Here is a 24857-nt window from a genome sequence, read left to right on the forward strand (position 1 = left end):
CTATGGTCTGTCAACGATGTCGGATCTGTTTGCAGACCAGGAATTGCCGACCGCGAGCCGCGAGGCCCCGCCGGACTCTGCTCCTCTTGCCGACCGTCTGAGACCGCGGACGCTCTCAGAGGTTGTAGGTCAGGAGCATTTGACCGGCGCCGACGGCGCCATTGGCCGCATGGTCGCTGCCGGAAAGCTTGCCTCGATGATCCTGTGGGGACCCCCGGGGACCGGGAAAACGAGCATCGCTCGCTTGCTCGCGGATGCAGTGGGCATGCGCTTCGTCAACATCTCCGCGGTCTTTTCGGGTGTCGCGGACCTCAAGAAGGTCTTCGCGGAGGCGCGCACCGCGGCCCGCTCTGGTCAGCAGACATTGCTGTTCGTGGACGAAATCCATCGCTTCAATCGTGCCCAGCAGGACGGATTCCTGCCCTACGTCGAGGATGGGACCGTCACGTTGGTCGGGGCCACGACGGAAAATCCGAGTTTCGAGCTCAATGCCGCCCTCCTGTCGCGCTGCCAGGTCCTGATCCTGAGACGGCTGGACCACGACGCTCTGGACGAATTGGTGCGCCGTGCAGAAGGGCTCGACCGGCGGCCGCTGCCGGTGACCGAGGAAGCCCGCGACGCCCTGATCGCCAGCGCCGATGGCGACGGGCGCTTCCTGCTCAATCAGGTCGAGACGCTCTTCTCGGTGGACATCGATCGGCCTCTAGGCCCGGCCGAGCTGAGCGACCTCCTTCATCGCCGGCTCCCCGTCTACGACAAGGATCGCGAGGGCCATTACAACCTGATCTCCGCGCTTCACAAAAGCATTCGCGGATCGGATGCGCAGGCGGCGCTCTATTACCTCGCTCGTATGCTCGTCGCCGGTGAGGAGCCGCTTTACGTGCTCCGCCGCCTCACGCGCGCCGCCGTCGAGGATATCGGCATGGCGGACCCGAACGCCCTGCTGCAGTGTCTGGCCGCGAAGGAGATGTACGATTTCCTCGGATCGCCCGAGGGTGAGATCGGGATCGTCCAGGCTTGCCTTTACCTGGCCACAGCGCCCAAATCGAATGCGGCCTACATGGCCCAGAAGGCCGCTTGGCGCAGCGCGAAGGAAACCGGCTCTTTGATGCCGCCCATGCACATCCTTAACGCGCCGACGAAGCTGATGAAGAGCGTCGGCTACGGAAAGGGTTACGCCTATGATCATGATGCCGACGAGGGTTTTTCCGGTCAGGATTATTGGCCGGAAGAGATGGAGGCCCAAAGCTTCTATGAGCCCACCGACCGAGGCTTCGAGGCGCGGGTGCGGGAACGCCTGGAATTTTGGGAGCAGCGTCGACGCGAGTTGAAACAATCGGGCGGCGCGGCGGGTTAATCGACCGTCCGGGAACAGGGAGCTGTCAATGTATCAAGTGGACCAGGGCGCCTATTGGCAGGCGCAGGCGACTTACTGGGCGCCAAAGGTGCTCATTGCCCTACTCATCATCGTCGCGACATGGATCGTTGCGCGGGCCGTCAAATGGGCAATCCAGAAGATGGTCGACCGCACGCCAGCGCTGCGCAAGCACGCGCCGGGCAAGCCGGGTGAAACCGTGGGGCATCAGCTGGGCACCATCGCCAAGCTGATCATCTGGCTGGTCGGCATCATGGCCGCGCTGCAGTTCCTGGGCATTGGCCAGATCCTGGCTCCGATCAATGCGCTGACCTTGCAGATCTTCGAGTTCCTTCCGCGACTCATCGGCGCGGGCCTCATTTTCTTCGTCGGCCTGATCGTGGCGCGAATAGTGCGCCAGCTGGTCGAAACGGTGCTGAATGCCGCGCACGTCGATGGCCTGCTCAGCCGCATCGGTATCGCCGCTACCGACGGATCCGCACCGAGCAGCACGGATGCAGCCGCGGGATCGCCCTCCACGCGCGCTAGCCTTGCCCGCGCGGCGGGAGTGCTCGTCTACGCGCTGATCATCATCCCCGTCGCAATCGCGGCTTTGCAGGTGCTCGGAATCGACGCAATCTCCGGGCCTGCGATCGCGATGCTGAACCAGATCCTGACCGCGATCCCGCGCGTGCTCGCGGCAGCCTTGTGGATCGGGATCGCCTTCATTGCGGCCCGCTTCATGAAGACGATCATCGAAGCGATCCTGCCCCCGACCGGTTTCGACCAGGCGATCAAGTCGACGGGCGTTGTCCCGGCTTCGACGACGCCGTCGCGTGTCGTCGCCAACATCGCAATGATCGCAATCATCCTGGTGGCCTCCATCGAAGCGGCCAAGCAGCTGGGCGGCGACCAGATCGCGATCTTCCTCGCGCAGGTGACCGAGCTCGGCGGAAAGGTGATCTTCGGCACTCTGATCATCGTCGTCGGCATCTTCCTTGCCCGCATCGTCGCCAACCTTGTCGGCAGCGGCACGGGCGAAGGGGGCTATGCTCAGACGATCGTCCGCTACGCGATCATCGCACTGTTCACCGCGATCGGCCTCACCTTCATGGGTCTCGCCGATCAGATCGTGATGCTCGCCTTCGGCCTCATCCTGGGCTCGGCAGCGGTCGCGACCGCTCTCGCCTTTGGGCTCGGCGGACGAGATGCAGCGGCACGTGTCCTCGAACGGCACGCGGACGGCGCTGGAACGCCTCCGGCGCCGCGAAGGACGCCGCGCGCGCCGACGTCCGGCGGTTCTGACGACAGCCAGCCGCCCCTTGTGTGACGGATCGCTTCGCGGCCTACGTCGCGATCGACTGGTCGGGCGCGAAGGGAAGCCGTCATCGGGGTATCGCCATCGCCGAAGCATCCGGCGATGGCCCTCCCCGTCTCGTTCGCCCAACCCACGTCTGGTCCAGGCAGGAAGTGCTGCAATGGCTGGCCAGGCGCGCGGCGCGCGAGCCGACCTTATTCGGTTTCGACTTCAGCTTCGCGCCGCCACTCATCGAAAAAGGCGAGTATCTCCCAGGCGAGCCGGGCGTACCGGGCACCGCGCGCGAGTTCTGGGCCTACGTTGACGATAAAAGCACCGACGAGGACCTCGGCGCAGCAAGCTTCCTCGAGCTAGTCCATCGGCGCCACTTCTATTTCGGGATCGCGGATGGGGTGAAGGCCGAATTCGTGCGATTTCGCCAGTGCGATGCACGGCTGAACGCACAGGGCGGCCGAAAGACCGCAAGCGCGTATGACGCCATCGGCGCTGCTCAAGTCGCCAAGGCCAGTTTTTCCGGAATGCGCCTGCTGAACCGCCTACACGGTAGAGTTGCGATCTGGCCCATGGACCCGCTGCCCGAGCGGGGCAGCGCCATCGTCGAGATCTACACGCGCATCTATATTCGGCGCTCAGGCCTGTCTGGCACCAAGCTGCGAAGCCGCGCCGAACTGAACCGAGCGCTGAAAGGCCTTGGAAGCCCGCCCGCACGGCTCCGGTTCGAGCCGAACGACCACCAGACCGATGCGCTTGTGACTGCTGCCGGGATGCGGGCGCTCGCCCGCGGAGAAGCGCGCGCTTTCGACCCTGAAGGACTGACCGCTCAAATCGCACTCACCGAAGGCTGGACCTTCGGCGTTCTTTGACCCAAATGCCCCCCAGCGCCGGATTAGCTCAGTTGGTAGAGCAGCGGTTTTGTAAACCGAAGGTCGCGGGTTCGAATCCTGCATCCGGCACCAGCTTCAGACCCGCACCTTCACCCACATCGGCGCATGATCGCTGGTCTTTTCCCAACTGCGCGGCTCGCGGTCGACGCCAGCCGCTCTGAGTGCCTTGGCCAAGGCAGGGCTGAGCAAAGCATGATCGATGCGGATGCCGGCGTCGCGCTGGAACGAATTCCGCCAATAATGCCAGAAGGTATATATTCGCGCGTCAGGGTGCAGGGAACGAAGCGCGTCGATCCATCCCTGGCCCACCAGGTCCCGGAACTTCTCCCGGGCGTCGGGCGAGAAGAGAGCGTCCTTGGCCCAGCGCTCGGGCTTGTAGACGTCCTGATCGGTTGGGATCACGTTGAAGTCGCCGATGAGCATCGCGGGCAGGCCGCTGTCGAGCAGGTTGCGCGCATGCTCACACAAACGATCCATCCACTCGAGCTTGTAGTCGAATTTCGGCCCTGGCCATGGGTTGCCGTTGGGCGCGTACAAATTGCCGATCAGGAGCCCGCGGACGGCCGCTTCGATATACCGGCTCTGCTCGAGCTTTGGATCGTTGGGTAGCGCCCGTCGCGTTTCGACCGGCTCGCCGACGCGGCTTAGGATCGCGACGCCGTTCCAGCTGCGCTGGCCGTGCCAGATTGCGGAATAGCCAAGCGCTTCGATCGCTTGCGCTGGGAAGGCTTCATCCGTGCACTTGAGCTCCTGGAGCCCGACGACGTCGGGCTGGAATTCGGCCAGCCAGCGGGTGAGCACATGCAGCCGCGAGTTGATCCCATTGATGTTGTAGCTCGCGATCTTGAGCTCGTTTGTCTTCGCCATCAGTCGTCGGAACACATGGGGGGACGATCCGTTCTATCGGCGTGCTTCGGATCCGAAGATGCGCATTCTCGGATGCGGACGGCGGATGCAAGTTTGCGGTTCGCGCCGTCTAGGCGGATCGCTGGATAGGAAGGATGAAGCCCCGACAGGCAAGCGCCTGCCGGGGCTTTCTACTAGGCGCTCCGAGTCGCGGTTTATCCACAGCTTTACGCACCGATTCATCCCCCAGAATCTGTTTAGCTCCAACGATTTGGGCTGGACCATCCGGCGGCTTCAGCTATTGTTGCTTTGTGCTTCGGAGCTCGAAAGAGAAACGAAGCATGGAGCCCCGGCAACTTCGGTTGCCGGGGTTTACTTTTATGTGCCGCGCGCGAGCGCTTCCGGCTCCGCCTCAGCCAGCTCCAGCCTCTTCGATCGATCCGCCAGCGGGTACTTGTTGCCGTTCGCGCAATTGAAAAGCAGCACCGTCTCATCGCTGCCGACCAATCCCTGATCGCGCGCAAGGCGCCAGGCCGCCAGGACTGCGCCACCTTCCGGGCAGAACAGGAGGCCGTCGTCCCGGGCAGTGTCTTCGACAGCTTGAAGGATTGCCTGCTCGGACACGGCGATCGCTCCGCCGCCGCTCTCGCGAACGGCACGAAGGATGAGGAAATCGCCCACGGCTTTCGGGACGCGGATCCCCGTCGCGACGGTCGCGGCTCCTTCCCAACGCTCCGCGAACTCCTCGCCATTTTCAAATGCGCGCACGATAGGGGCGCATCCTTCGGCCTGCACGGCGTACATGCGCGGGCGCTTCGACCCAATCAGGCCGATGGCCTCCAGTTCATCGAACGCCTTCCACATGCCGATAAGACCGGTCCCGCCACCCGTCGGATAGAAGATCGCGTCGGGGAGCTCCCAACCGAGCTGCTCGGCGAGCTCGAACCCCATCACCTTCTTGCCCTCGAGACGGTAGGGCTCCTTCAGGGTCGAGCAATCGAACCACAGCCCTTGCACTGCACCCTTCCCGACGAGCGCGCCGCATTCGTCGATCTGTCCATCGGCGACATAGACGTGCGCGCCATAAGCCGCCGTCTCGGTCACGTTGATTTCCGGCGTCTCCGACGGGCAGATCACGATCGTATCGATACCGGCTCGGGCTCCGTACGCCGCGAGCGCGGCGCCCGCATTGCCATTGGTCGGCATGGCAATCCGCTCGATCCCGAACTCCCGCGCCATCGTGACGGCCATCGCCAGTCCGCGGGCCTTGAATGAGCCGGTCGGAAGGCGACCCTCGTCTTTCACCAGGAGATTCGCTCCTCCGGTCCGCGTGAGCGGCACGATCGGGGTTTCGATCTCACCTAGGCTGACCGGCCCTCCTTCGTTCGGAAGCAGTTCACGCCACTTCCACATGCCGGGCTCGCGCGCCGCGAGAGCTTCGCGGGTCAGCGTTCGCCTCGCTGCCTCCAGGTCGTAGCGGACCAGCAAAGGCTTTCCCGCGCGGCTCAGATTGTGGACCTGTCCGGCCGCATAACGCTCGCCCGTTAGCGAGCATTCGAGGTGTGTCGCGTTCGTCATCAGCAGGTCGTGTCTTCGAGATGCGTGCGCTCGATCTGCAGCGTGCAATGCTCGATGTGGAAGCGGTCGTGCAGCATGGCCTGCGCCGCTTTCACCAAGGCGTCCGTCGATGCGACATCCGGCGCCACGAGGTGAGCGGTCAGGGCTGTCTCCGTCGTGCTCAGCGGCCAGACATGAAGGTCATGAACCGTTTCGACACCCTCGAGGCGCGACAGCGCGGCCTCCACCGCATCGATATCGATGCCGCTCGGCACGCCTGCCAGGGACATCCAAACGGATTCCTTGAGAAGGCCGATGCTGCTCCACAGGATCACCGCGGCGACCGCCAGGCTCATGACCGCATCGATCCACTGCCGGCCGGTCCATAGGATCATCAGTCCCGCGAGCACGACTGCAGCCGAGACTGCCGCATCGGCAGCCATGTGGAGATAGGCCCCGCGAATGTTGATATCGTCGTGGCGGCCCTGTGCGAACAATAACGCCGTAGCGCCGTTAATAACGATTCCGATTCCGGCCACGATCATGACCGTCCCGCCCTCGGTTACCGAAGGATTGAACAGCCTCCGCACCGCCTCGGCTCCGATCGCACCAACCGCGACGAGCAGGAACAGCGCATTGGCCAGGGCGGCAAGGATCGGGGCCTTCTTCAACCCGTAGGTGAAGCGCGGGGAAGCCGCCCGCTTCGCCATGACCGCGCCAGCCCAGGCGACGACCAGGCCAAGGACGTCCGAAAGATTATGGCCAGCGTCTGCGAGCAGGGCCATCGAATTTGCAAGGAACCCGAACACCGTCTCGGCCGCAACGAACCCGAGGTTGAGCGCGATCCCGATTGCAAACGCGCGTCCATAGTCGTGGTCGTGCGCATGGCCGTGATCATCGGAAGCGTGAGAGTGAAACCCACCCATGTCGCGCCCCTAGCCGAGCGTGGGCGCTACATTCAAACCTCCGTTCGTCGAACGAGCCGAGACGTTCGCCCGGAACTGCGCTTGCGATAATATATCATGCCCTTTACGAGCGGCTCGCTCATGACATCGAAATCGTTCCTGCTCGCGGCCGTTGCCGCATTTGCCCTTCATGTAACTCCGGCTCGTGCGGCCGACGCTGCGGAGGCGGCCGAGGCTTCCGAGCCAGTCCCAGGCGATGCGGCGACTGCGCATCCGGACGAGGATCAGGCGATCGTCATCACGGGCAGCAAACGGCCGGCCGGAGACGTGCTTGGCGGCGTCTCAGTTGTCGACACCGCGGAACTGGCGCACGACTTGAAGCCCAGCCTGGGCGACACGCTCGCCGACTTGCCCGGAGTCACCTCGTCGAGCTTCGGGCCATCCTCCTCACGACCGATCCTTCGCGGCCTTTCGGGCGAAGACGCGCCCATCCTGATCGACGGGCTGACCAGCCTCGACCTGTCGTCGTCGGACCCCGATCACGCAGTGTCGATCAATCCGCTGACCGCCGAGCGTATCGAAGTCCTTCGTGGCCCCGGCGCCCTTCTCTACAATTCGTCGGTCATCGGCGGCGTGGTGAACGTCATCGACGATCGCATCCCTCGCCATGTCGGAGACCACGTGGCTGCCGATCTTCTGCTCAATTACGGCAGCGCTGCCGACGAGCGCTCCGGAAATCTTGGCGTCGACGCGCCGATCGGCGGGCATTTCGTCCTCCACGCCGACGGCGCATATTCAAAATATGACGACCTCCACGTCGGCGGCTACTTGCTGTCGAAAGACCTTCGTGAGCAGGCGTTGGCGAGCCCGGATCCTGACATCCGTGCCCTGGCGGACCTTAAGGATAAGCTGCCCAACACCGCTGGGCGTTCCGACGACGCGGCGGCAGGTGTCGCTTACGTAGACGGCGATCTTAATCTCGGCGTCTCCTTCAGCCACCACGATGCGCGGTACGGTGTGCCCATCCGCTTCTCACTCGACCCAGCCATTGTCCCCGAAGCGCCGACGATCGACGCCCACCAAAACCGCGGTGACCTTCGGGCGAACGTACCGATCGGGGGTTTTTTCAAGATTTTCGAGTTTCGCGGCGGGCTCTCGAGATATCACCATGCGGAGATCGAACCCAACGGCGCCGTCGGGTCGAAATTCTATTCGGACGGCGGCGAACTTCGCGCCGATGTCGTGCAAAGCGAGCGCGGCGGTTGGGGCGGAACGAGCGGCATCCAATATCTGAACCAGGACTTCAAGATCCGGGGCGATGAGAAATATCTTCCCGACAGCGACAACCGTCGGATTGGCGTGTTCACCCTGCAGACGATTGAAAACGGGCCGCTCCGCATCGAAGCTGGCGCTCGCATCGAATTCTCGCGCCTCCAAGCCGACGAAGATCTTGGTCTTGGCACACCGCAAGAGTCACGGTCGTTCACGCCTGTCTCGGCGTCGGCAGGCGCCAACTACAACCTGGTCAGCGACTGGCGCATCGGCCTCTCGCTCTCCCACAGCGAGCGCGCGCCCACGGTCAACGAATTGTTCTCGAACGGCCCGCACGGCGGCAGCCAACAATTCCTCGTCGGCGATCCGGACCTCGGCCTCCAAAAGAGCAACGGCGCCGAGCTCAGCATCCACCGCACCAGGGGCCCGGTCCACGTTCAGGCGAACGTCTACTACAACCGCTATTCCAATTACATTTTCGAAGCGCCGACAGGCGTGATCGAGGATGGCCTGCCAATCTACGAATATCGCCAAGGCAAGGCCGATTATTACGGCTTCGAGGTCGAGAGCGACCTGAAGCTCGGTCAGGCACTTGGTATTGACTGGGGCGGCGAGATCACCGCGGACGCGGTCCGCGCAAAAATCCGGGACTTCGGCGACGCCCCCGAGATCCCGCCATTCCGCGTATTGGCTGGCCTGACCGGCACGAGGGGTCAGGTCGACGGCAGGATCGAGGTCGAGCGAGCCAGCCCGCAGCATAGGACCGCACCTGAGGAAACCCCGACCGCTGGCTATACAATGGTCAATGCTTCACTCGACTGGCACCCGTTCGCGGCCAATCCGGAGCTGACTCTCTCCCTGACCGGCAACAATCTGTTCGACGTGGAGGCGCGGCGTCATTCGAGCGAGCTTAAAGATTACGCTCCGCTTGCGGGCCGCGATATCCGGCTGAGCGCGCGGATCGCCTTCTAGCGGCCCTGGTTCTGCGTTGGCTCTGGCGCCGGCAGCGCCGGCTCGGGTTTCGACTGGTACTGGATCGTCAGCGGCCCGAAAGTCTTGGCGCGATCCGGCGGCTCGACACGTGCGCAGCGCTGCTGGTTGCAGGCGATGATCTCCCCGCTGTCCGTGTCCATCCGAACCACCGTGTCGCCTGCTGCGGCGATCTGGTAGCGCGGCTGGCTGCTCGACAGGCCCCACGACAGGACCAGCGCGCCTCCAATTATCGACGCGGCGATGAGTACGCTTCCGCGATCGCTTCGCACGGGTGGTTGCCGGGATTCGTCCATCGCGGATGCTCCTTGAGCGCCAGTGAAGGTGGATTACTAAACTGAAGAGGCGGCTCGGCGAAGGGGTGCCGAACCGCCTCTGGCTAGCGCACTCCGGGGAGTCGAGCGCGCGGGGGTCCTAGATGTCGATGCCTGCGGCGATCGCTTCGAGCTTGCGGACACGTTCGCGAAGGTCCGCCATCTCGATCCGGCCCGTCGCCGGCGGAAGGTTACGGTCGCCGACCGTCTGGCTAAGTTCGAAGCGCTTCAACTCCAGCCAGCCATTCCATGCTCTGAGCCCTGCCCAACCCGCGGCTCCAAGGCCGGTGATCATGCTTGCGGACAGCACTGCAATCGTCAGCGGATCCATCACTTGTCCTCCCGGAGCGCCTCGATTTCGCGCGCCAGCTCGTCATTCTGGGTGTTGATGTGGTGATCGATCGCCATCAGGCGGCGGTCGGTTTCGTCGAGATCGTTGACCATCGCGTGGACGGTGGGCCGGCGGCGCGAAACTTCGCCCATTCGGTCGAAGTCGCTCATCCGCCTGTCGCTCGTCATCGACTTCTTCTTCTGCACCGCGAGGTAGATGCCGATCGCGGCATAGGCCACGAACGTCCAGGCGAAGCTTCCGAAGATCGCGGACGCGACGAACGCAATCCGCACGAAGGTTGGATCGATCCCCGTGATCTCACCGATGGTCGAGCAGACCCCGGCGATCTTCGCGTCCTTGCGGTTCAGCGAGTACGGGTAGATCTTGCGAGCCATTTCCATTTTCCCCTTCCTTTTAGTTCACGCGCGCCTTGAGCGCGGCTTTCATTGCCTCGAGCTCGCGGTCGACCGCTCGGCTGGCCTGGAGCTCATGTATCTCGTCTTCGAGGCTGCTGATTCCAAGCGCCTCGGCGCGGCCTTCCGCGAAATCGGCGCGCCGCTCGAGCAACTCGAACTTGGCGAACGCTTCTTCGGTACGGCTGCCATGCATCACTTCACGCGCCTTGGCGCGGGTCAACGCGCTCTCGAACCGGGCGCTGATCGCATTCTGGCGGGCCCGGGCCTCGCGCAATTTGCCCTGCAGCTTGGCGATATCCGCCTCGTAGCCGCGAAGCACCTGCTCGATCTGGTCCATCTCTTCGCGGAGACCGTCGGCGATGTCGGCAGCCTTCTGGCGTTCCACCAGCGCCGCCTTGGCAAGGTCCTCGCGGTCCTTCGACAGCGCCAGCTCCGCCTTGGCCGTCCAATTCTCCTGGATCTCCTGGAGCCGCTGGCAAGCCCGCCGCATCTCCTTGATGTCGGCGATCTGCCGAGCCGCGCAGGAGCGGACTTCGACCAGGGTCTCTTCCATCTCCAGGATGATCATCCGGATCATCCGCGCCGGGTCTTCGGCCCGGTCGAGAAGGTCGGCCATGTTCGCCGCGAAAATGTCACGGGCGCGGCTGAACACTGGCCCGCTCAGCCAGGTGGCGACGGGAGCGAGCCGCGCCGGAGCGCTTTGCTCGACCGGCGCCAGCCGGGGCGTGCGGGTAGGAACCTTGGCTTCGAGGACTTCTAGTTCAGGCATTGATGTTGACCGCGATTGGGTTGGCGACGGCCTGGGCCGGACCAACGGCTGCAGTGACCGCGACCGTGCTCGTCAGGAGCGCCGCCGCGATGGCGATAAGCGTGCGAGTAATCTGCGACTGGGACTGCTGCATTTTCACTCTCCCTTTTTGTGCCCGCCGATTTGACTGTGCGGGTTCATGCCCAATCCTAATCAAGGAGCGTGCCAATCGCCGAAAACTGCGAAAAATAGTCGTGGGCGGTGCGATTTGGTGGATTTCGCCAACCAAGCCTTGGCGGATTTTGCGAACTGCTGGTTGGGAACATTCGCCAACCCCGGCGCGTCGATGACGCGAACGGTTTCAAGGGAGTTGATGCGATGTTTGGGAAGCTTGCCGGTGCATGGTTGGGCAGCAAGGTGGTTGGTGAGAACCGCGGAGCGCGCGGGGCGTTGCTCGGCTATGGCGCGGCCGCGCTGGCCCGACGGAGCGTTCCCGCGCTTGGCGCGCTGGCGCTAGGAGGCTGGGCGTTCAAAAAGTTGCGGGAGCGACGCGCTCGCCGCTCGCCCTCTTATCCTTCGGACGCCGCGCCTTCGTCCTGAGGCGGGTTCTCGAAATAAGGCTCGACCTTACCGTTGAGCTTTAGGGTCATCGGCTGGCCATAACGGTCGCGGCTTTTGCCGGCGGCGACCCGAATCCATCCTTCCGAGATGGAATATTCGATCACGTTCGTCTTTTCCTGGCCGTTGAACTTGATGCCCACGCCGCGGCTCAGCAGAGCCTCGTCGAAATAGTCGCTGCGCGGGTCGAGTGACAGGCGGTCCGGAGGAGAGTCGGGAGCTTTGGTTTCTTCGGCCATGCGGGAGCGGCTACCGGAGAGCGGCCGTTCGGGTCAACCAGCGGCGCTCTCGCTTCGACGAACGGCCCCTCAATCCATTGCCTTGCCCTGAAAGCCTGTCCAAGGCTGCGCGGCTTCTGGGAGGGACTCAATGTATCGCCGTTCGATTCTGCTTGCCGCTACCGCTTTGTTCGCCGCTGGAGCATTTGCGCAGCCTGCCCCCACGCCGCCTGTCTCTCCGCCCCCCTCCGAGACCGACAAGAAGGCCGACCCGCTGCAGCCCCATAAGGCGGAGCAGGAACCGCGCCCCGTGCAGCAGGAGCTCCAGAAACAGGCGGTCCAGGGTGGGCCGGGCACGCCCAGCGCGGTTCCGGCCGATCCCAAGGCCTGGGACGTTTCGGCTCGCCATGGTCCCGGTCACGAAGTTCCGATCGACACGCGCGAAGGCACCTGGATGTCGCTCGACGTCTCTCCCGACGGCCGCGAGATCGTGTTCGACATGCTCGGCGACATCTACGCCATGCCGATCGGCGGCGGGGAGGCGCGCGCGCTGACCAGCGGCAATGCCTGGGACATGCAGCCGCGATATTCGCCGAGTGGCATGGAAATCGCCTTCACGTCGGACCGCGGCGGCGGCGATAACATCTGGGTGATGAACCGCGACGGTTCCAGCCCGCGAGCGATCACGAAAGAGAGCTTCCGCCTTCTCAACCAGCCGGAATGGACTCCGGACGGAGCATTCATCGTCGCGCGCAAGCATTTCACCGGCACGCGATCCCTGGGCGCCGGTGAGATGTGGCTCTACCACCGCTCGGGCGTGACCGAGGGCGTGCAGATGACCAAGGCGCGCACCAAGCAGAAGGATACGAACGAGCCGGCCTTCTCTCCCGACGGCCGCTACCTCTACTTCTCGGACGACGCGACGCCGGGCGACATCTTCGAATATTCGAAGGACCCGAACGGCCAGATCTACGTGATCCAGCGCCTCGACCGGCAAACGAACGAGGTCGAGCCATATGTCACCGGTCCGGGCGGCGCGATCCGCCCGACCCCGTCGCCGGACGGCAAGAGCTTGGCCTTCATCCGGCGCGACCGGTACAAATCGACCCTCTATCTGCTCGACATCGCTTCGGGCCGCGAAACGCCGCTCACCGACGCGCTCGACCGCGACATGCAGGAGACCTGGGCAGTCCACGGCGTCTACCCGGGAATCAGCTGGACTCCGGACAATCGCTCGATCGTCTTCTGGGGCGGAGGCAAGATCCGCCGCGTCGACGTCTCGTCTCACGACGTGAGCGATGTGCCGTTTCACGTGAGCGGCTCTCGCTGGGTCGAGGACGCCCTCCATTTCCAGCACGACGTCGCGCCCGACAGCTTCGACGTGAAGATGGTCCGCTTCGCGCATGCGAGCCCGGACGGCCGCCGCGTCGTCTATGAGGCGCTCGGCCATCTGTGGATCAAGGACAGCGCCGGGGGAGCGCCGCGGCGTCTGACGCGCGCGACGGATGAATTCGAAGCCTATCCCTCATGGTCGCGCGACGGTCGGCAGATCGTCTACGTCAGCTGGAACGACCAGAATGCAGGCCGCGTCAAAGTCGTTTCCGCCGCAGGCGAAGCCGGCCGTGCGGTGACCGCGGAGCCCGGCCACTATGTTGAGCCGGTTTTTTCTCCCAATGGACAGACGATCGCTTATCGCAAAACCAGCGACGGCTATCTCACCACTCCCTTGTGGGGTCGCGATCCCGGCATCTACGTCGTCCCTGCCCGCGGCGGTACGCCGACCAAGGTGGTCAAGAATGGCGCGCTCCCTCAATTCGGGGCGTCCAACGACCGCATCTTCTTCATTGCCAGCGAGGCCGAGGACAAGAAGTCCTTCCGGTCGGTCGACCTTAGCGGAGCGCATGAGCTCACCCACCTCATGGGTGAGAATGCAGCCGAATTCGCGATCTCGCCTGATGAGCAATTCGTGGCGTGGACGGAGCGCTACCAGGCCTATGTGATGCCTTTCACGCTGTCCGGCCGAACCCTCGACATCTCGGCAAAGGGCAAGGCCGTGCCGCAGGCCCGCGTCAGCAGCGACGCCGGCGACTGGGTGCATTGGTCCGGCAACGGCCGCAGCCTCTACTGGACGCAGGGCCCGGATCTCTTCCGCCGCGACCTCAGCTTCGCCAACGCATTTGCCCCGGCAGCTCAGGAGCCGGCCCCTGCCGCCCGCATCCCGCTCGGCTTCGTGGAGCGTGCAGCGAAACCGGCCGGAATGCTTGCGATCACCGGAGCCCGCATCGTCACCATGAACGGCGATCAGGTGATCGAGAACGGCACTATCCTGATCGACGGCAACCGCATCGCCGCGGTGGGGCCGACCGCCGCCGTCTCTTATCCCGCGGGCACGCGTACCATCGACGCTTCGGGCAAGACCATCATTCCCGGTCTCATCGACGCGCACTGGCACGGCTCGATGGGATCCGAGGAGATCATCCCGCAGCAGAATTGGGTGCTCTACGCTGGCCTCGCCTACGGCGTGACTACCGTCCATGACCCGTCCAACGACACCAGCGAGGTCTTCGCCGCGTCCGAACTGCAGAAGGCGGGCGAGATCATTGGGCCGCGCATCTTCTCGACCGGCACCATCCTCTATGGCGCCACGACTCCTTTCACGGTGACCATCGACGGAATCGATGACGCGCGCTCCCATCTGAGGCGCCTCAAGGCATCCGGCGCGTGGTCGGTGAAAAGCTACAACCAGCCCCGGCGCGAGCAGCGCCAGCAGATCATCGAGGCCGCGCGCGAGCTCGGGCTCGAAGTGGTCCCGGAAGGCGGCTCCCTGTTCATGCACAACATGACCGAGATCGCCGACGGCCACACGACCATCGAACATGCGCTACCGGTTGCCAACGTCTACGATGACGTGCTGCAATATTGGCGCGGTTCGAAGACGGCCTACAACCCGACCTTGATCGTCGCGTACGGCGGGCGCTTCGGCGAAAATTATTGGTATGAGCACAGCAACGTCTGGGAAGAGCCGATCCTGTCGCGCTGGGTGCCACGGCGGATCCTGGATTCGAGGTCGCGTCGCCGGACGATGATCCCCGCCGAAGAGGAGAACATGCTCTCCGTCGCGAAGACGGCGAAACGCATCAACGACCTTGGTGTCCCGACCATGATCGGTGCGCACGGGCAGCGCGAGGGTCTCGGCGCTCACTGGGACATCTGGTGCTTCGCGCTTGGCGGAATGAGCCCGCTGCAGGCGCTCGCTACCGCGACGATCAACCCTGCGCGGGCGCACGGCCTGGACAAGGATCTCGGATCTATCGAGCCGGGCAAGCTCGCCGATCTCGTGGTGCTCGACAGCAATCCGCTGGAGAACATCCGGAACACGGCGAGCATCCGTTACACCGTGCTCAACGGGACCGTTTATGACAGCAACATGGACCAGGTCGCGGGTGGGGCACGTCGCCGCCAGGCGTTCTGGTTTGAGCAGTCGGCGGGCGGAAATTACACGGCGGGAGCAACCCTCGGCACGCCCGACGCGGATTAGTTCAGCCGGATGCGGTTCACCTGCTTCGTGCCCGAGTGAACCACGAACAAAGTCCCATAATCCTGTTCGGTGAGCTCAGCCGGCCTGTCGCCACCGAAGCGTGCGACGAGGGCGGCAACGGTGTTGCTGTGGCCGACGATCAGCACAGGTCCAGCTGCCGCGGATACGGCGGCTGCGAGAGCCTCGACGTCACGTGGATTATATTCAGAGACAGGAAGGCCGAGCCGATTTGCCAACGGCGTTGCCGTTTCCCGCGCGCGTCTTGTCGGTGTGACGAAAACGGCTTTGATATTTGCTTTCGCCAGCAGCTGGGCGAGCTGATCGGCCCGCTCCGCGCCCCGGGCCGTGAGCGCGGGGTCGTCCCCGGTCGCTTTTTCCAGGTGACGGATCACATAGACCGTTTCGCCCGCAAAGGCCGGTTGAGTCGCTAACGCGGCAGCCAAACCGGCTATGAAAATCAAAAGAAGCTTCCGCATTCCTGTCCTGTCGCAGCCTTTCGCAACGAAGGCAAAGTGCACGCTGTAAAGTTTCCTTTACGCCGAGAGTTGCCGCGTGGCCGAGTCCGGATTAAGCGCTCGCACTAATCATGAGCGACAAGGATCCGAAGGTGCGCGGGGCCAACCGGCCGAAGCTCGCGCTGCATGTGCCCGAGCCGCCCTTCCGGCCTGGCGACAAGCCCGATTTCAGCTCCATCAAGATTCCCGCAGCCGGCAGTGCGACGCGACCCGACACGAGCGTGCAGGCCGTCGAGACGCATGCGCTGACGACGGATCTCGTCCGGGTCCTCGGCGACGATCACAAAGCCGTCGGGCCTTGGGATCCGAAGCTCGACCCGGAGACGCTGCGGAAGATCCTGAAGGACATGGTGACGGTGCGCGTCTTCGACGATCGCATGTATCGCTCCCAGCGCCAGGGCAAGACGAGCTTCTACATGAAGTGCACCGGCGAGGAGGCGATCGCGACAGCGACTGCCGCCGCGCTCGACCGAGAGGACATGCACTTCCCGACCTACCGGCAGCAGGGCCTGCTCGTCTCGCGCGGCTATCCGCTCGTGACGATGATGAACCAGATCTACTCGAACAAGGGCGATCCCCTGAAGGGCCGCCAGCTGCCGATTATGTATTCGGACAAGGCGTACGGCTTCTTCTCGATTTCCGGCAACCTCGGCACGCAATTCCCGCAAGCCGTCGGCTGGGCGATGGGCGCTGCGATCAAGGGCGACAGCCGGATCGCCATGGGGTGGATCGGCGACGGGGCGACGGCCGAAGGCGACTTCCACAGCGCGATGACATTCGCTGCTGTCTATAACGTGCCCGTCATCCTCGCCGTGGTGAACAACCAGTGGGCGATCTCCAGCTTCTCGGGAATCGCGGGCGCCGAGCGCGCGACCTTTGCCCAGCGTGCCGTCGGCTATGGCATTGCCGGGCTGCGCGTCGACGGAAACGATGCGCTGGCCGTTTTCGCCGCGGTCAAATGGGCGGCCGAACGCGCGCGATCCAACGGCGGACCGACGTTGATCGAGTTCTTCACCTATCGCGCTGAAGGCCATTCGACCTCCGACGATCCCTCGGGCTATCGTCCGAGCGACGAAGCGAAGGCCTGGCCGCTTGGCGACCCCGTCGAACGTCTGAAGTCGCACCTGATTGCCCTCGGCGAATGGGATGAAGATCGCCACGCGGCGATGACTGCCGAAGCCGACGCCGCGGTTCGTGCCGCGCAGAAGGAAGCCGAGGCCAACGGCATCCTTCCGCAGCAGGGCAAGGACAATGTCGGAAGCATGTTCGAGGACGTCTATGCCGACGTCCCGTGGCACATTGCCGAGCAGCGCGACCAGGCCGTGGACGAGATGCGCTGATGCCGACGATGAACATGATCCAGGCGCTGAACGACGCCCACAAGGTGATGATGCGCCGCGACGACGATATCGTCGTGTTCGGCGAAGACATCGGCTTCTTCGGCGGCGTCTTCCGCGTAACGGAGGGGCTTCAGAAGGAGTTCGGCAAGGCGCGGACGTTCGACGCTCCGATCAGCGAAGGCGGCATCGTTGCGACGGCGGTTGGAATGGCCGCTTACGGCATCAAGCCGGTGATCGAGATCCAGTTCGCCGACTATATCTATCCAGGCTACGACCAGATCGTCAGCGAAGTCGCGAAGATGCGCTATCGCACGGCGGGCGAATGGACGATGCCGATGGTTATCCGCACGCCTTACGGCGGCGGCATTTTCGGCGGCCAGACGCACAGCCAGTCTCCTGAGAGCCTCTTCACGCACATCGCGGGGCTGAAGGTCGTAGTGCCCTCAACCCCTTATGACGCGAAGGGCCTGCTGATCGCGGCCATCGAGGATCCCGACCCGGTGGTCTTCTTCGAGCCGAAGCGCATCTACAACGGTCCTTTCGACGGTCATCACGATCGCCCGGTGACGCCCTGGTCGAAGCATCCTGCGAGCGACGTTCCTGAAGGGCATTACACCGTTCCGCTGGGCAAGGCGGCGGTCGTAAGGGAAGGGAATGAGCTTACGGTTCTGGCTTACGGTACGATGGTCCACGTCGCGCTGGCAGCGGTGCAGGATCAGGGTCTCGACGCCGAAGTGATCGATCTTCGTACGCTCGTGCCGCTCGACATCGAAACGATCGAGAAATCGGTCGAGAAGACCGGCCGCTGTCTGATCGCTCAGGAAGCGCCGCGCACCTCCGGTTTCGCCGCCGAGCTCAGCGCTCTGGCGCAGGAGCGCTGCTTCTATCATCTCGAAGCTCCGGTCGAGCGCGTGACCGGCTGGGACACGCCCTACCCGCACGCGTACGAATGGGCATATTTTCCAGGTCCGAAGCGCATGAAGAAGGCGCTTGAGAAAGTGATGGCCGACTGATGGCGAAATATGAATTCAAGCTGCCGGACATTGGCGAAGGCATTGCCGAGGCCGAGATCGTCGCCTGGCACGTGAAGGTCGGCGACACGATCGCCGAGGACCAGCAAATCGCCGACATGATGACCGACAAGGCGACGGTGGAGATGGAATCGCCTGTCGCGGGGAAGGTCGTCCAGCTTGCTGGAGAAGTCGGGGACCAGATTCCCATCGGCTCCGTACTTGCGGTGATCGAGACCGAAGGCGCCGACGCCCCGGTCGAAGCCGCCCCGTCGCCGGAAAAAGGTGAGGAGCGTCCTCTGGGCGACGGTGCGATCGAGCCGACTCCGGAGCAGGCGGCTGAAATTCCCGTCACGGCCATCGAGGATAAGCCCGCAACACCGCCGACGCCTGCTCCCGAACCGCGCGTGGAGCCGGAGGTAGCAAAGAAGGAAAGCGGCGGCGCCCACGTTCTGGCCTCGCCGGCGGTGCGTGCCCGCGCCCGCGATCTCGGCATCGATCTTGCAGAAGTGAAGACGACTTCAGACCGCATTCGACACGCCGACCTCGACGCTTATCTGCTCTACAATGGAGGCAGCGTGTCGAGCCGCGGGACGGCCGCTCCGCGCAAGGATGAGACGATCAAGATCGTGGGCCTGCGCCGCAAGATCGCAGAGAATATGGCTGAGGCGAACCGCCGCATCCAGCACTTCACTCTAGTCGAGGAATATGACGTCAGCGCGCTCGAAGAAGCGCGGCAGATGATGAATCGCGACCGCGGCGACAATCCGAAGCTGACGCTTCTCCCGTTCCTGATTACCGCAATGTCGCAAACGCTTGCCGACTGGCCGATGCTGAACGCAACTTTCGACGACGATGCGATGGTCGTTACTCGCCACGGGCCAGTGCACATGGGGATGGCGACGCAGACGTCAAATGGGCTGATGGTGGCCACCATCCGCGACGCTCAATCCAAGTCGATCTGGCAGCTCGCCTCCGAGATCGTCCGTCTTTCGGAAGCGGCGCGATCCGGCAAAGCAACGCGCGAGGAGTTGAGCGGCGCGACCTTCACGATTTCCAGCCTCGGCCCGATGGGCGGGATCACGTCGACCCCCGTGGTGAATCCGCCTCAGGTCGCGATCGTGGCCGTCAACAAGATCGAGGATAAGATCGCGCCAGTCGGCGGCGACATCGAGGTCCGCAAGCGCATGAACCTGTCGCTCAGCTGCGACCATCGCGTCGTCGACGGCTGGGACGCCGCGAGCTTCATGCAGGCGCTCAAGGCCTACATCGAGAATCCGCTGCGCCTGCTCTCGGCTTAGTCGGTTCGCCTAGCTCTTACCGAGCTCGCGCCAGCTCTTCTCGTTCACCTCGACGCCATGCTTGTCGGCGGCTTTCTTGATCCGACGCCAAGCCGCATCGCGCTCGTCGTCACTGACTCCCTCCACCTGGTTGAACCGGGCGATCGCGTTGCGAACGTGCGTCGCGTCGTGGATCGGCTCCTTTCGTTCCTTGGGGAACGCAAACTTGTCGCTGTCGATATGGTCGCGCTGCTCTTCCTTGAGTTCGGCCATGCGTTGCTCCTTTCGGCGCTTCAACGCTTGAAGGTCGGGAGAGTGACGGGAAAAGTAAGAGCCCCGGCCGCTTCGCGAGGGGAAAGTCCGAAGCGCCGAGGCTCTTGGGCGGCGGATGGGGGCGATGGCCGCCGCCGGGCAAATCAGGCAGCGAGACGGATTGTCTCTCCAAGCGCTTGCTTGATCGACGTGTCGCGCTGCTCGGGGCTGACCGCCAACCCGTCGGCAGCGACGAACTCAGGCTCGATGCCGATGAAGTTGAAGACACCGCGCAAATAGCTCTCGAGATGCTCTAACGCGCTTGCGGGCGATCCCTGATCGTAGAATCCGCCGCGGGCGAGCGCGATGACCACACGCTTGCCGCCGGCGAGGCCTTCCGGCCCATCCTCCGTGTAGCGGAAGGTCTGACCAGCGACGAGAATGCGGTCGAGCCAGGCCTTAAGCTGTGTGGGCAAGGTGAAGTTGTACATTGGGGCCCCGATCACCACCGTGTCCGACGCGAGGAACTCATCGAGCACCGAAGTGTCCGCGAATGCGTCGAGCGTCAGGTGAGGAAGCGGGTCACTGACCAGATCCCGCGTGACGAGTGCGTCTGCCGGGCTGGACTGACGCAGCCTGTCGACGATCGACTGGCTGATTGGACGGCTGGCGCTATTCTCGCCGCTGATGCTGCTATCGATATGCAGGATGGTCACCATTGCCTCCTAAGTATGGATTTGTTACTGAGGCACCCTAAATAACCACCATAGAATCACCTGCAAGAACGCACTTTTTTGTGACGAACGAACAAGTTTGTGACGCGGGAACAGCGAGGTAACCAGGCGATGAAAGACCCAACCAATCCCGTTTGCCGGACGATCAGCACCTTGCTGTCGCGGATTGGGGACAAGTGGACCGTGCTTGTCGTGCAGACGCTCGGCGACGGCCCCAAGCGCTTCAATCAGCTCCGGCGGGAGATCCCGAGCGTGTCTCAGCGCATGCTGACGCTTACGTTGCGCAACCTTGAGCGCGACGGTCTGGTCAGCCGCACCGTAACGCCCACCATCCCTCCGCGCGTCGATTATGAGCTGACGGAGCTCGGTCAGTCGCTGCAAAAGCCGATCTGCGGGCTGGCGACGTGGGCCTTGGATAATGTCGAGGCGATCCATGGCGCCCAGGCGCGGTTCGATGCGGAGCAGGACGCGAAAGCGGAGGCGGCTTAGTCATGCCTTCCACGCAAGTTTTACCGGGCGGTGTGGTCCACGATTTGCCGAGCGACTTCGGGACCGCAATCAGGGGCGATCCGGCCGCCCTCGCGACCTGGCGGGCCATCACTCCGCTGGCTCGCAATGAATGGATCTGCTGGGTCGAGGATGCGAAGAAAGCGGAGACGCGGGAGAAGCGCATCAATTGGGGCCGCGAGAACCTAAGCGAGGGCAAGCGTCGTCCCTGCTGTTGGCCCGGTTGCAAGCATCGGTGAGCTTGCCTGACTGACGTGTCGCTTTTCGAGGCCGTTCCGCTGGTCTAGGCCGCAGGAATGCTAAAGCCCGTCGCCACCGACATCGAAACACTGAAAACCTTGGAGGAGCGCCTGCGCTGGCTGTCCGCGTGGACGATCCATCATGCCAATCACATCCGCGAAAGCGACGACGGACTTAAGGTCGGAGGTCACCAGGCGAGCTGCGCGTCGATGACGGCGATCATGGCGGCACTCTATTTCCATGCTTTGGGCGAGAATGATCGCGTCGCGGTGAAACCGCACGCCGGGCCCGTGCTGCATGCGATCCATTATCTGCTCGGCAGCCAGAGCCGGGAAGCGCTCGAGAACTTCCGCGGTTTCGGCGGCGCCCAGAGCTACCCGAGCCGGACCAAGGACAAGATCCCGGTCGATTTCTCCACCGGCTCTGTGGGCCTTGGCGTTGCGATCACCCTCTTCGCAAGCCTGGTGCAGGATTATCTCACTGCCCATGCTCGAATGACGGATTCCGAACGCGGCCGCTTCGTTGCTTTGATCGGCGATGCCGAGCTGGACGAAGGCAATATCTACGAGGCGCTAATCGAGGGCGCCAAGCACGATGTCCGCAACCTGTGGTGGATCATCGATTACAATCGGCAGAGCCTCGACGCGACCAGCGCCGACCGTATGTTCGAGCGGTTCGACGAGATCTTTCGCAGCTGCGGCTGGCGCGTGGTCGAACTGCGCTGCGGCAAGAAGTTGAACGCAGCGCTCGACGCGAACCCGAAGCTCAAGGGCTGGTTCGAGAAGCTTCCCAACGCCGAGCTGTCCGCGCTCCACTATCAGGGCGGTGCAGCGTGGCGGAAACGCATCGAGGCCGAGGTCGGCAAGCCGGCGGCAGCTTTCCTCAAGGGCAGAGACGATGCGACCTTGGCCAGCCTGTTCACCGACCTCGGCGGCCATTGCATGGAATCGCTGGTCGAGGCGTTCGACGCCGCCCAGGACGACGTCCCGACCCTGTTCATCGCCTGGACGATCAAAGGCTTCGGCCTCCCCTTCGCGGGTCACAAGGACAATCACGCCGGTCTGATGAACCCCACGCAGATGACGGCCTGGCGCGAGGCGATGGGCGTCGCGGAAGGCCAGGAATGGGAAAAGCTCGCGAGCGTCGGCGACAATGCTCGGCCCGCGGTCGAGGCTTTGATCGAAAGATCGCGTATCGCACGCGGGAAACGTAGCCGCGCCTTCGGGAACATGACCGTGCCGGCGATTGCTGCGCCAAGCGGCGACGAGCAGTCCACCCAGGCCGCTTTCGGGCGCATCCTGCTCGAATTGTCGAAAGCCGGAGGCGATCTCGCCGACCGCATCGTCACCACCTCGCCCGACGTCACCGTGTCCACGAACCTGGGCGCCTGGGTGAACCAGCGCGGACTCTTCCGACGCAACGGGATCGCTGATACTTTCGCTAGAGAAAAGATTGCATCTGCACAAAAATGGTCGTTCACAAACAATGGCCAGCATATCGAGCTGGGTATCGCGGAATCCAATCTTTTCCTGATGTTGGCGGCCGCCGGCCTGTCCGGTGATTTGTTCGGCGAGCGGCTATTCCCGATCGGCACCCTCTACGATCCTTTCATCGCCCGAGGCCTCGATGCGCTGAACTACGCCTGCTACCAGGACGCGCGCTTCCTGCTTGTCGCGACGCCGAGCGGGATCACGCTCGGGCCGGAAGGTGGCGCGCATCAGTCGATCAACCCGCCGCTGATCGCGCTCGGACAGCCCGGCCTGCGACATTACGAGCCGGCCTACGCCGATGAGCTCGCGGCGATGATAGAGGAAGCGTTTCGGCTGATCGACGATCCGGCCGGCGAAAGCACTTACCTGCGTTTATCGACGCGAAGCATCATCCAGGAATCGCGAGAGGACGATGGCTGGCGCGACGGCGCGCTTTCGGGCGGATATTGGCTGCGCGAGCCTGGCTACGGATCGGAGGCGGCAATCGTCGCCATGGGCGCCGTGATGCCGGAAGCGCTGGCGGCGTGGGACGAGCTTCGCGAGGACATCCCGGGCCTTGGCCTGCTCGCCGTCACTTCTCCCGACTTGCTCCATCGTGGGTGGACGGAGGCGCAGGCTGCGCGCTGGGCTGGCAGGCGCGAACCGAGCCATGTGGAACAGCTTCTTTCACGACTGGGCCACAATTCCGGGCTGGTGACGATCGCAGACGCCGCGCCGGCAAGCCTTTCCTGGCTCGGCGGGGTTCTCGGACAGCGCGTGGCGCCGCTAGGTGTCGATCGTTTCGGCCAGACGGGCAGCCTTGCGGACCTCTATGCCGCCTATCGGCTCGACGGCTCGGCGATCACCGAGGCCGTTGCCGAGTTGCTATTGCCTGCCTAGGAAGCGGCGATGGCCGGGCGTTATTTCGACGAGTGGCAGGTCGGCGACCGTATCGCGCATGCGATCACGAGGACTGTGACCGAAGCCGACAACCTCCTCATATCGACGCTCACTCACAATCCGCAGCCAATGCATATCGACCGCGAATATGCGGCGAAGTCAGAGTTCGGGCAGCCGATCGTCAACTCCATCTTCACCTTCGGGCTGATGATCGGCGTCAGCGTCGAGGACACGACGCTCGGCACGCTTGTCGCCAATCTCGGCTACGACCAGCTCAAGTTCCCGGCTCCGGTCTTCATCGGCGACACGCTTCGCAGCGAGACGGAATGCCTGTCCCTGCGGGATAGCAAGTCGCGGCCGACCGCGGGGATCGTGACCTGGGCCCATCGCAGCTTCAACCAGCGCGACGAGCTCGTGTGCGAGTGCACGCGCACGGCAATGCTGCTCAAGACGCCGTCATGACGCCGCGAAGCTGGCTGTTCGTCCCCGCGGACAGCGAAAAGAAGGTCTTGAAGGCGCTCGAAACCGATGCCGACGCGGTCATCTTCGATCTCGAGGACAGCGTGGTTCCGGACCGCAAGGCGGCCGCGCGCAAGATATTGAAGGAGCTGCCGAAGCGCTCCAACGGGCCGCAATGGTGGGTCCGCGTAAATCCGCTGGGAAGCGAGTTCCATAAGGACGACCTCAGCCTGCTCCGTAGCGCCTACGTCCACGGTATCGTGCTTCCCAAGGCCGAGAGCGGCGCCGACGTCATCCAGCTTGCGCATCGCACGGGGAACGTCCCGATCCACGCGATAGTAACGGAGACAGCGGCCAGCCTGTTCGGCCTGATGACCTACCTGAACCCGGGATCGCCGCTGGTTGCGATGAGCTGGGGGGCCGAGGACCTGTCGGCGGCATTGGGCGCCGCATCGAAATATGACGCGGACGGTGGGCTGAGCTTCACCTACAAGATGGCGCGCTCGCTGTGCCTTGCCGGGGCCGTCGCCGCTGGTGTCCAGCCGGTTGACGGCGTCTATGCCGATTTTCGTGACGCGGATGGGCTGCGCGCAGAGGCGGAGGCAGCCGCGCGCGAAGGCTTCACCGGGAAGCTTGCCATCCATCCCGCCCAGGTTCCGATCATCAACGCGGCATTCACGCCCTCGGCCGAAGACCTGAAGCACGCTGCGGAAATTGTCGCCGCGTTCGAAGCACATCCCAACGCAGGCGTCCTGTCCGTGGGCGGCCGAATGGTCGACCGGCCGCATCTCCTGCAAGCCCGGCGCGTACTGGATCGATCAAGGTAGGAGAGTCCGATGGCC

General features: G+C 63.8%; 25 protein-coding genes and 1 tRNA gene. 14 read left to right on the plus strand and 12 right to left on the minus strand.

Going from position 1 to position 24857, the window contains the following annotated elements; genetic code table 11:
- Positions 1-16 precede the first annotated feature (16 nt).
- The 4 genes from LZ538_RS06510 to LZ538_RS06525 all read left to right on the plus strand — a co-directional run bounded on the left by LZ538_RS06510 (position 17) and on the right by LZ538_RS06525 (position 3628).
- Positions 17-1357, plus strand: a complete 1341-nt coding sequence (locus LZ538_RS06510; RefSeq protein ID WP_249831187.1) for a replication-associated recombination protein A — start codon at positions 17-19, stop codon at positions 1355-1357.
- A 28-nt stretch (positions 1358-1385) separates the two neighbouring features.
- Complete coding sequence (locus LZ538_RS06515) at positions 1386-2684, plus strand: mechanosensitive ion channel (RefSeq protein ID WP_249831188.1); 1299 nt, start codon at positions 1386-1388, stop codon at positions 2682-2684.
- Positions 2681-3535, plus strand: a complete 855-nt coding sequence (locus tag LZ538_RS06520; RefSeq protein ID WP_249831189.1) for a hypothetical protein — start codon at positions 2681-2683, stop codon at positions 3533-3535. Before LZ538_RS06515 ends, LZ538_RS06520 begins: the two co-directional genes overlap by 4 nt.
- A gap of 17 nt (positions 3536-3552) precedes the next feature.
- A tRNA-Thr gene (locus LZ538_RS06525) sits at positions 3553-3628 on the plus strand.
- A gap of 3 nt (positions 3629-3631) precedes the next feature.
- Here LZ538_RS06525 and xth read toward each other — a convergent pair.
- The 3 genes from xth to LZ538_RS06540 all read right to left on the minus strand — a co-directional run bounded on the left by xth (position 3632) and on the right by LZ538_RS06540 (position 6885).
- Positions 3632-4423 (minus strand): exodeoxyribonuclease III, encoded by a 792-nt coding sequence (xth, locus tag LZ538_RS06530; RefSeq protein WP_249831190.1) that lies wholly within the window; start codon positions 4421-4423, stop codon positions 3632-3634.
- Positions 4424-4780: 357 nt separating this feature from the next.
- Positions 4781-5980, minus strand: coding sequence for a threonine synthase (locus tag LZ538_RS06535; protein WP_249831191.1), 1200 nt, complete (start codon positions 5978-5980; stop codon positions 4781-4783).
- A complete protein-coding gene (locus LZ538_RS06540) occupies positions 5980-6885 on the minus strand; it encodes a cation diffusion facilitator family transporter (protein WP_249831192.1) in 906 nt (301 codons plus the stop codon). The genes LZ538_RS06535 and LZ538_RS06540 overlap by 1 nt, the downstream gene beginning before the upstream one ends.
- Positions 6886-7005: 120 nt before the next feature.
- Between LZ538_RS06540 and LZ538_RS06550 the strand changes: the two genes are divergently transcribed.
- Complete coding sequence (locus LZ538_RS06550; RefSeq protein WP_283937647.1) at positions 7006-9108, plus strand: TonB-dependent receptor; 2103 nt, start codon at positions 7006-7008, stop codon at positions 9106-9108.
- Here LZ538_RS06550 and LZ538_RS06555 read toward each other — a convergent pair.
- The 6 genes from LZ538_RS06555 to LZ538_RS06580 all read right to left on the minus strand — a co-directional run bounded on the left by LZ538_RS06555 (position 9105) and on the right by LZ538_RS06580 (position 11792).
- A complete protein-coding gene (locus tag LZ538_RS06555; RefSeq protein ID WP_249831193.1) occupies positions 9105-9422 on the minus strand; it encodes a hypothetical protein in 318 nt (105 codons plus the stop codon). The two genes, LZ538_RS06550 and LZ538_RS06555, sit on opposite strands and share 4 nt — an antisense overlap.
- Before the next feature lie 118 nt (positions 9423-9540).
- Positions 9541-9771 carry a hypothetical protein gene (locus LZ538_RS06560; protein ID WP_430741956.1) on the minus strand — a complete coding sequence of 77 codons (231 nt, stop codon included), beginning with the start codon at positions 9769-9771 and terminating at the stop codon, positions 9541-9543.
- Entirely contained in the window at positions 9771-10166 is a 396-nt protein-coding gene (locus LZ538_RS06565) for a PspC domain-containing protein (RefSeq protein ID WP_249831194.1), read from the minus strand. The genes LZ538_RS06560 and LZ538_RS06565 overlap by 1 nt, the downstream gene beginning before the upstream one ends.
- A 19-nt stretch (positions 10167-10185) precedes the next feature.
- Positions 10186-10956, minus strand: a complete 771-nt coding sequence (locus LZ538_RS06570) for a PspA/IM30 family protein (RefSeq protein WP_283937648.1) — start codon at positions 10954-10956, stop codon at positions 10186-10188.
- Complete coding sequence (locus tag LZ538_RS06575; protein WP_249831195.1) at positions 10949-11089, minus strand: hypothetical protein; 141 nt, start codon at positions 11087-11089, stop codon at positions 10949-10951. Before LZ538_RS06575 ends, LZ538_RS06570 begins: the two co-directional genes overlap by 8 nt.
- 415 nt (positions 11090-11504) lie before the next feature.
- Positions 11505-11792 carry a DUF3297 family protein gene (locus LZ538_RS06580; protein ID WP_249831196.1) on the minus strand — a complete coding sequence of 96 codons (288 nt, stop codon included), beginning with the start codon at positions 11790-11792 and terminating at the stop codon, positions 11505-11507.
- Between the two features lie 130 nt (positions 11793-11922).
- Here LZ538_RS06580 and LZ538_RS06585 point away from each other — a divergent pair, with 130 nt between their 5' ends.
- On the plus strand, positions 11923-15309 hold the full coding sequence (locus LZ538_RS06585) for an amidohydrolase family protein (protein ID WP_249831197.1): 3387 nt from the start codon (positions 11923-11925) through the stop codon (positions 15307-15309).
- On the opposite strand, the gene LZ538_RS06590 is transcribed toward LZ538_RS06585, so the two are convergent.
- Positions 15306-15785 (minus strand): phosphoglycerate mutase family protein, encoded by a 480-nt coding sequence (locus LZ538_RS06590; protein ID WP_249831198.1) that lies wholly within the window; start codon positions 15783-15785, stop codon positions 15306-15308. The two genes, LZ538_RS06585 and LZ538_RS06590, sit on opposite strands and share 4 nt — an antisense overlap.
- Before the next feature lie 110 nt (positions 15786-15895).
- Between LZ538_RS06590 and LZ538_RS06595 the strand changes: the two genes are divergently transcribed.
- Genes LZ538_RS06595 through LZ538_RS06605 form a run of 3 tightly spaced genes read left to right on the plus strand, consistent with a single transcriptional unit; the run spans position 15896 to position 19475 of the window.
- Positions 15896-17164, plus strand: coding sequence for a thiamine pyrophosphate-dependent enzyme (locus LZ538_RS06595; RefSeq protein WP_249831199.1), 1269 nt, complete (start codon positions 15896-15898; stop codon positions 17162-17164).
- 8 nt (positions 17165-17172) lie between these two features.
- A complete protein-coding gene (locus LZ538_RS06600; protein WP_283937714.1) occupies positions 17173-18177 on the plus strand; it encodes an alpha-ketoacid dehydrogenase subunit beta in 1005 nt (334 codons plus the stop codon).
- Positions 18177-19475, plus strand: a complete 1299-nt coding sequence (locus tag LZ538_RS06605; protein ID WP_249831201.1) for a dihydrolipoamide acetyltransferase family protein — start codon at positions 18177-18179, stop codon at positions 19473-19475. Before LZ538_RS06600 ends, LZ538_RS06605 begins: the two co-directional genes overlap by 1 nt.
- Positions 19476-19484: 9 nt before the next feature.
- On the opposite strand, the gene LZ538_RS06610 is transcribed toward LZ538_RS06605, so the two are convergent.
- Both LZ538_RS06610 and LZ538_RS06615 read right to left on the minus strand, forming a co-directional pair.
- Positions 19485-19727, minus strand: a complete 243-nt coding sequence (locus LZ538_RS06610) for a DUF6582 domain-containing protein (RefSeq protein WP_249831202.1) — start codon at positions 19725-19727, stop codon at positions 19485-19487.
- 143 nt (positions 19728-19870) lie between these two features.
- Positions 19871-20425 carry an FMN-dependent NADH-azoreductase gene (locus LZ538_RS06615; protein WP_283937649.1) on the minus strand — a complete coding sequence of 185 codons (555 nt, stop codon included), beginning with the start codon at positions 20423-20425 and terminating at the stop codon, positions 19871-19873.
- Between the two features lie 126 nt (positions 20426-20551).
- Between LZ538_RS06615 and LZ538_RS06620 the strand changes: the two genes are divergently transcribed.
- The 5 genes from LZ538_RS06620 to LZ538_RS06640 are packed head-to-tail and all read left to right on the plus strand — an operon-like array spanning position 20552 to position 24842.
- Positions 20552-20929, plus strand: a complete 378-nt coding sequence (locus tag LZ538_RS06620; protein WP_249831203.1) for a winged helix-turn-helix transcriptional regulator — start codon at positions 20552-20554, stop codon at positions 20927-20929.
- Positions 20930-20931: 2 nt separating this feature from the next.
- The gene (locus LZ538_RS06625; RefSeq protein WP_249831204.1) at positions 20932-21186 is read left to right on the plus strand and encodes a YdeI/OmpD-associated family protein; all 255 of its coding nucleotides are present in this window, start codon (positions 20932-20934) and stop codon (positions 21184-21186) included.
- Positions 21187-21243: 57 nt separating this feature from the next.
- Complete coding sequence (locus tag LZ538_RS06630; RefSeq protein ID WP_249831205.1) at positions 21244-23556, plus strand: transketolase; 2313 nt, start codon at positions 21244-21246, stop codon at positions 23554-23556.
- Positions 23557-23565: 9 nt separating this feature from the next.
- A complete protein-coding gene (locus LZ538_RS06635) occupies positions 23566-24018 on the plus strand; it encodes a MaoC family dehydratase (protein WP_249831206.1) in 453 nt (150 codons plus the stop codon).
- Positions 24015-24842, plus strand: coding sequence for an HpcH/HpaI aldolase/citrate lyase family protein (locus LZ538_RS06640; RefSeq protein WP_249831207.1), 828 nt, complete (start codon positions 24015-24017; stop codon positions 24840-24842). Before LZ538_RS06635 ends, LZ538_RS06640 begins: the two co-directional genes overlap by 4 nt.
- The last annotated feature ends 15 nt before the right edge of the window (positions 24843-24857 follow it).

Origin of the sequence: Sphingomonas hankyongi (assembly GCF_023516575.1) — a bacterium.
Classification (GTDB): Bacteria; Pseudomonadota; Alphaproteobacteria; order Sphingomonadales; family Sphingomonadaceae; genus Sphingomicrobium; species Sphingomicrobium hankyongi.

What these genes read in the sequence shown, in the direction of transcription:
- LZ538_RS06575 (WP_249831195.1), bottom strand. Translation starts at nt 11,089, where the DNA reads ATGCAGCAGTCCCAGTCGCAGATTACTCGCACGCTTATCGCCATCGCG.
- LZ538_RS06590 (WP_249831198.1), bottom strand. Translation starts at nt 15,785, where the DNA reads ATGCGGAAGCTTCTTTTGATTTTCATAGCCGGTTTGGCTGCCGCGTTA.
- LZ538_RS06540 (WP_249831192.1), bottom strand. Translation starts at nt 6,885, where the DNA reads ATGGGTGGGTTTCACTCTCACGCTTCCGATGATCACGGCCATGCGCAC.
- LZ538_RS06605 (WP_249831201.1), top strand. Translation starts at nt 18,177, where the DNA reads ATGGCGAAATATGAATTCAAGCTGCCGGACATTGGCGAAGGCATTGCC.
- LZ538_RS06580 (WP_249831196.1), bottom strand. Translation starts at nt 11,792, where the DNA reads ATGGCCGAAGAAACCAAAGCTCCCGACTCTCCTCCGGACCGCCTGTCA.
- LZ538_RS06565 (WP_249831194.1), bottom strand. Translation starts at nt 10,166, where the DNA reads ATGGCTCGCAAGATCTACCCGTACTCGCTGAACCGCAAGGACGCGAAG.
- LZ538_RS06635 (WP_249831206.1), top strand. Translation starts at nt 23,566, where the DNA reads ATGGCCGGGCGTTATTTCGACGAGTGGCAGGTCGGCGACCGTATCGCG.
- LZ538_RS06610 (WP_249831202.1), bottom strand. Translation starts at nt 19,727, where the DNA reads ATGGCCGAACTCAAGGAAGAGCAGCGCGACCATATCGACAGCGACAAG.
- LZ538_RS06555 (WP_249831193.1), bottom strand. Translation starts at nt 9,422, where the DNA reads ATGGACGAATCCCGGCAACCACCCGTGCGAAGCGATCGCGGAAGCGTA.
- LZ538_RS06560 (WP_430741956.1), bottom strand. Translation starts at nt 9,771, where the DNA reads ATGGATCCGCTGACGATTGCAGTGCTGTCCGCAAGCATGATCACCGGC.
- xth (WP_249831190.1), bottom strand. Translation starts at nt 4,423, where the DNA reads ATGGCGAAGACAAACGAGCTCAAGATCGCGAGCTACAACATCAATGGG.
- LZ538_RS06625 (WP_249831204.1), top strand. Translation starts at nt 20,932, where the DNA reads ATGCCTTCCACGCAAGTTTTACCGGGCGGTGTGGTCCACGATTTGCCG.
- LZ538_RS06535 (WP_249831191.1), bottom strand. Translation starts at nt 5,980, where the DNA reads ATGACGAACGCGACACACCTCGAATGCTCGCTAACGGGCGAGCGTTAT.
- LZ538_RS06595 (WP_249831199.1), top strand. Translation starts at nt 15,896, where the DNA reads ATGAGCGACAAGGATCCGAAGGTGCGCGGGGCCAACCGGCCGAAGCTC.
- LZ538_RS06630 (WP_249831205.1), top strand. Translation starts at nt 21,244, where the DNA reads ATGCTAAAGCCCGTCGCCACCGACATCGAAACACTGAAAACCTTGGAG.
- LZ538_RS06615 (WP_283937649.1), bottom strand. Translation starts at nt 20,425, where the DNA reads ATGGTGACCATCCTGCATATCGATAGCAGCATCAGCGGCGAGAATAGC.
- LZ538_RS06570 (WP_283937648.1), bottom strand. Translation starts at nt 10,956, where the DNA reads ATGCCTGAACTAGAAGTCCTCGAAGCCAAGGTTCCTACCCGCACGCCC.
- LZ538_RS06620 (WP_249831203.1), top strand. Translation starts at nt 20,552, where the DNA reads ATGAAAGACCCAACCAATCCCGTTTGCCGGACGATCAGCACCTTGCTG.
- LZ538_RS06600 (WP_283937714.1), top strand. Translation starts at nt 17,173, where the DNA reads ATGAACATGATCCAGGCGCTGAACGACGCCCACAAGGTGATGATGCGC.
- LZ538_RS06550 (WP_283937647.1), top strand. Translation starts at nt 7,006, where the DNA reads ATGACATCGAAATCGTTCCTGCTCGCGGCCGTTGCCGCATTTGCCCTT.
- LZ538_RS06515 (WP_249831188.1), top strand. Translation starts at nt 1,386, where the DNA reads ATGTATCAAGTGGACCAGGGCGCCTATTGGCAGGCGCAGGCGACTTAC.
- LZ538_RS06640 (WP_249831207.1), top strand. Translation starts at nt 24,015, where the DNA reads ATGACGCCGCGAAGCTGGCTGTTCGTCCCCGCGGACAGCGAAAAGAAG.
- LZ538_RS06510 (WP_249831187.1), top strand. Translation starts at nt 17, where the DNA reads ATGTCGGATCTGTTTGCAGACCAGGAATTGCCGACCGCGAGCCGCGAG.
- LZ538_RS06585 (WP_249831197.1), top strand. Translation starts at nt 11,923, where the DNA reads ATGTATCGCCGTTCGATTCTGCTTGCCGCTACCGCTTTGTTCGCCGCT.